This window comes from Methylobacterium gregans (genome assembly GCF_022179245.1).
Taxonomy (GTDB): Bacteria; Pseudomonadota; Alphaproteobacteria; order Rhizobiales; family Beijerinckiaceae; genus Methylobacterium; species Methylobacterium gregans.
Genome location: NZ_BPQM01000188.1, coordinates 1 through 5,250, shown reverse-complemented (window position 1 = coordinate 5,250; position 5,250 = coordinate 1). Strand labels below are relative to the sequence as shown.

The following is a 5,250-nucleotide window of genomic DNA, read 5'->3' as shown; positions in this document are numbered from 1 at the left end:
CCCCCCCCCCCCCCCCCCCGCGGTCCGGAGCACGACCGGCTCCGGCGGGTGCATCCTTGTGAGTGCCGGGTTGGGAAAGGATGAACCGCCCGGCTCCTAGGGCGATAGTGGCTCTGTCATGGGCGCTCTCTCCTTCGTCATTCAGAAGCACGCTGCTCGGCGACTGCACTATGACTTCCGGCTCGAGCTTGAGGGCGTTCTGAAGAGTTGGGCGGTTGCGCGCGGGCCAAGACTCGTAGCGGGCGAGCGCCGCCTCGCCGTGCCGGTCGAGGATCACCGCTTGGACTACGGCGGCTTCGGGGGGCATCCCGGCAGGATCCTACGGTGCTGGCGCGGTGCTGGTGTGGGATCGTGGGACCTCGAAGCCAGACAGTGATGCGGCTGCCGGCCTCGCCGACGGCTCGCTCGGCTTCATCCTGCAGGGTGAGAAGCTGAGGGGCGGGTGGCGGCTGGTCCGCATGAAGCCGCGCCAGGGTGAGCGGCAACCCTCCTGGCTGCTGATCAAGGGAAAGGACGGGGCGGCCCGGCCGCGATCGACACCGGATGTACTGATCGAGCTGCCGCTCTCTGTCATCTCCGGCCGAGGCATCGAGGAGGTTGCCGCTGAGGGATGACCGGGTGGAGCCTCTGAAAGGCGGCCCCGCCAGCGCCGACAAGACGCCCCGAAACAGCCGTGATACGCAGTCAGGTCCGCCTTCAGCAAGCAGCCTGAGGGGGGCAACCATGCTGGGGATCCGTTCTGCCTATGTCATTGCGCTGTGGTCGGTGATCACGGCCGGCGCCGTAGTCCACGTGGTAGCAGAGCATGCAGCACCAAAACCGACGGCTGAGGCATCGGCGGCTATGCCCGTGACGCTCGCAAGCGCCGGCCATCGGGAGGATGCGTTCGGCAATCGATATCGGACGAGGGCAGGTTGGTAGCGGTCGGCGTCAATCTAGGCTGTGGAGATCGTCGTTTCATCTCAAGACAGAGGATTAGCTTCGGCCGCGCTTAACCTGGCCGGATGCAGGCTCCATCCATGCAACGGAGATGAGCCATGCGGACGTGGATGGTGGTAGGCGCGGCGGCCTTGGCCATAGCAGCCAGCATCCAAGGCGCAGAGGCACGCGGGCGCGGCTTCGGACGCTTGTTCTCTGGGCGTGCCCCGACATCTTACCAGCCCGCCGCGACGATATCGGCTGCTAGTCAGCGGATAGACCCTCGGCCGGTAGGTCGGATCAGCTATCAGCCCGTCGTCGCTATCACCTCAGGCCGGGCCGGGGCAGTGGCTGCAGCATCTGCGGTGCCAGTGGGGGTCGGCGCGGCAGAGCTTCGCCTGTCCGATGAAGCAACAGCGTCACCTCCTCGCCCTCCCATTGCAGCGCTTCAGCCAGTGGAAGAGGCACGGACCACGATAGCGGCTTGCGCGCTGGACAGGCGAGTCGGTGGGCTACGCGTGCCGGAGGGTGGTTTCTGCCTCATCAACTAGTGCTGCTCTGGCAAGCTGGTCTTTATGCCGGCTGATGAAGGGCGACATCGCGATGGTGGCAGCGTCACAATGCACGCCAACGGAGCGCAGGCAGCGGGCGACTAACGCGAGAGCATTCTGTCGCAGAAGCCGAAGATCGACTAGACGCCGGGGCGCTCATATCTGAACTTGCTTTTGATCAGCATCTCAATCTGGGCATTCAGGGGCTGAACGGGGCGTGCTCTGGTCTGGGTCCACTGGCGCCGAACCGCCGCTTTCGGCCCTTCGGAGGCGTTGGGCGCGTCCGCTTCCGGGCTAGGTGGCAGGAGACGTCAGCCGAGCGAGCGCGCCAATGATCTGTCGGAGCTGAAGCGGCTTCTCCAATCGCTCGACCTGCTCGAACTCCGCCGGGATACCCTCGGCGTCGTAGCCCGTGGTGAACACGAACGGGACGCCCCGGTCCCTCAACCTCTCAGCCAGCTTGAAAGACGGACCAGGTCCGAGGTTGATGTCGACGACCGCGGCGTCAGGGCGTTGTCCCTCCAGTTCTGTCCGCGCGTCTGCCTCGTCGCGCACAGGCCGATCACTTCCGCGCCCGCACCGCGGAGTGCTCGCGCGGTGTCAGTGGCGAGGTAGTAGTCATCTTCCACCACCAGGATGCGGAGGCCGTCCAGGTCCGGTTCGCCGGTCATGTCGATTGCTCCTCCGAACACGGTGACGCCCTGCGGGGCATCCGTTTCCAGAATGCTGGCTCCCTTTCGGAGCGGGAACTCCAGGGGGCAGCGGGCCCCGCTGGGCTCGATGGTGATCTGCCCGCAGCCCCGCAACTCGTCGGGGATGCGCGCCTCGATCAGCTCCGAGCCGAAGCTGCGACGGCGCGGCACGTCCGGTGTGGGTTGAGGGCAGGTGGGTGCGCCTTTCTCAGTCCAGTCGAAGGCGAGCCAAGGCACGCCGCGCTTTTCGAAGATCGACCAGCGCACGGTGACCTTGCCAGTCGGCACCAAGAGAGCGCCGTATTTGACGGCGTTGGTGGCCAGCTCGTGGATCGCCAGCGATAGCACCTCGGCCGCCTTGGGCGAGAGCGTAATGTCAGGGCCGCCTTATAACGAACTGGCTGTCATGCTGGGCATGCACGCTGACCTCATCGTGGACGAGGGAGGCGATGCCGACGCTAACATTGGCCGTGCGGGTGAGGAGCGCCTGGATACGCTTTCGTTGCTGGCAGCCTTGCATCCGGTTGCTCGCAGGATTGGACCTCACGGCAATCCACCACTTCTGGTTGGCGCGGGCCTGACGGAACTCACCCGGTGCTCTAATTGCAGCGGGTGCGCACCCGTTCACTGCAGCCGCAACTCAAGGGTCCATCGTGGCTGCTCAGGCCGAGGCATTTCATAAAAGTCTGCTCACCGGCGGCGCGTGCGGGAGGCTCTGCGCCTCACGTGATTGGTCCGGCACTTCGCTTGGCTCAATAGAGGCTTGGTCCCAATGCCTTAGAACTGCGACCTTGATCCTGCTTCGCTCGCCGGTACCGATGGTGATGCTGTGGGGTCTGGACGGCATCATGCTCTACAACGACGCCTACTCAGTCTTCGCGGCCGGACGTCATCCCAAGCTTCTGGGCTCCGAAGTGCGCGAGGGATGGCCCGAGGTTGCCGACTTCAACGACAACGTAATGAAGATCTGTTTGTCCGGGGGCACCCTGTCCTACAAGGACCAAGAGCTCACGCTTTTTCGGCATGGCCACCCCGAGCAGGTTTGGATGGACCTGGACTACTCACCTGTGCTCGACGAGGTGGGTCGTCCGGCGGGCGTGTTGTGTGTGCTGGCGGAAACGACCGAGCGCGTCGGCAGCGAGCGCGCGCTCAAGAAGAGCGAGGAGCGGCTCGCCACCATCTTCGCCAATGCGACAGTAGGCCTGTCGGAGGTCGCACCGGATGGCCGTTTCCTTAGAGTGAACGGGGAGCTGTGCCGTATTCTCGGTCGTGGGTCGGACGAGTTGCTGTCCCTCGGCGTCGCCGACGTGACTTATCCCGAGGATTTGGCTCCAAGCCTCGATGCTATCGAGCGGGCCATGGGAAGCGGCGGAACCACCTCGCTCGACAAGCGCTACCAGAGGCCGGATGGCGCGACCGCCTGGGCCAACAGCCGGGTTACCCGACTTCCCGACGCGGATGGGAGGCCCGGCAACCTGCTCGTGGTTACCGTCGACCTCACCAAGCGCCTTGCCGCCGAGGAGGGCCTGCGAGTCAGCGAGGCACGCTTCCGGCTGATGGCCGACGCGGTCCCGCAGATCGTCTGGATCACCGATGCCGAGGGCCGCACCGAGTTCTTTAACAAGCAGTGGTCGGACTACACCGGCGAGCCCTACGAGCCGACGACGGCCGCGAAGGTGGCCGCCACGTACGTGCATCCAGACGATGCGCCGCCCACCATGATTGCGTTCGATGCGGCTCGGCGGTCGGGCGGCACTTTCCTCGTGGAGCACCGCATCCGCTCGGCAGCGGGCAAGTATCGCTGGTTCCTCGTCCGGGCCGAACCATACCGCGAACCGGTCTCCGGAGAGATCGTGCGCTGGTTCGGGGCATCGGTCGACATCCATGATCGCAAGCTCGCTGAGGATGCGCTTCGGGCGCTCAACGCCAACCTAGAACGCGAGGTAGTCGAGCGCTCGCGCGAGCGCGGCCTGATCTGGCAGCACAGCCTCGACCTGCTGTCCGTCATCGATCTCCACACGGCCACCTTCGATGCGGTGAACCCGGCCTGGACCGCCGCGCTCGGCTGGCCGCCCAACGAGATCGAGCGCCGCCCTTACGCCGACTTCGTGCACCCGGAGGACATGGGGGCAAGCTCCGCCTCGTTCGCCCAGGTGCGGCAGGGCAGCCCCGTGATGCGCTTCGAGAACCGCTACCGAACCAAGGACGGCAGCTGGCGCTGGCTGTCGTGGGCGGCCGTGCCTGAGGGCGGCAAGCTCTACTCGATCACCCGCGACGTCACCGACGAGAAGGCACGTCGGGTTGGGCTTGAAGCCGCGCAGGAAGCGCTGCGCCAGAGCCAGAAGATGGAGGCGATGGGTCAGCTCACGGGCGGCGTCGCGCACGACTTCAACAACCTGCTCACACCGATCGTTGGCTCGCTCGACATGCTTCAGCGCCGGGGCGTGGGCGGTGAGCGCGAGCAGCGGCTCATAGCGGGTGCGATGCAGTCGGCCGAGCGGGCCAAGACCCTGGTGCAGCGGCTGCTCGCCTTTGCGCGGCGCCAGCCGCTGCAATCAGTCCCCGTCGACGTTGCGAAATTGGTGACTGGCATGGGCGACCTCGTATCGAGCACGACCGGTCCGCAGATCCGGGTTGTCGTCGAGGCGCCCGAGGGTCTGCCGTCTGCGCTGGTCGACCCGAACCAGTTAGAGATGGCGTTGCTGAACCTGAGCGTGAACGCCCGGGACGCGATGCCCGAGGGTGGTACCCTGCGCATCTCGGCGACCGTGGAGGCGGTCGAGCCAGGCCATCGCGCGGACCTCCGGCCGGGGTGCTACATCCGGCTGTCGGTCGCTGATACGGGCGCCGGCATGGACGAGGCGACGCTTGCGCGCGCGGTCGAGCCCTTCTTTTCCACGAAGGGTGTTGGCAAAGGCACGGGGCTGGGCCTCTCAATGGTGCACGGGCTCGCCTCTCAGCTTAGCGGGGCGCTGACCATCCAGAGCAAGCTGGGGCTCGGCACCAATGTCGAGCTCTGGCTGCCCCGGAGTACTGCGGTGGCAGAGATTGCGGAGGCGGCGGCCACACACTTAGAGCGTCTAACAAAA

At 65.8% G+C, this 5,250-nt stretch carries 3 protein-coding genes and 1 pseudogene; 2 read left to right on the top strand and 2 right to left on the bottom strand.

Features of this window, described 5'->3' with window-relative positions; translation table 11 throughout:
* Window positions 1-118 precede the first annotated feature (118 nt).
* Window positions 119-614: pseudogene (locus tag MFF54_RS27890) on the top strand (DNA polymerase ligase N-terminal domain-containing protein).
* Between the two features lie 1,149 nt (window positions 615-1,763).
* Here the strand turns inward: MFF54_RS27890 and MFF54_RS26995 are convergent.
* Window positions 1,764-1,916 carry a response regulator gene (locus MFF54_RS26995; protein WP_238307270.1) on the bottom strand — a complete coding sequence of 51 codons (153 nt, stop codon included), beginning with the start codon at window positions 1,914-1,916 and terminating at the stop codon, window positions 1,764-1,766.
* Window positions 1,913-2,509, bottom strand: a complete 597-nt coding sequence (locus MFF54_RS26990) for a sensor histidine kinase (RefSeq protein WP_238307269.1) — start codon at window positions 2,507-2,509, stop codon at window positions 1,913-1,915. Before MFF54_RS26990 ends, MFF54_RS26995 begins: the two co-directional genes overlap by 4 nt.
* Window positions 2,510-2,952: 443 nt before the next feature.
* Here MFF54_RS26990 and MFF54_RS26985 point away from each other — a divergent pair.
* On the top strand, window positions 2,953-5,250 hold a 2,298-nt coding region (locus MFF54_RS26985), incomplete at its 3' end, for a PAS domain-containing hybrid sensor histidine kinase/response regulator family protein (RefSeq protein WP_238307268.1).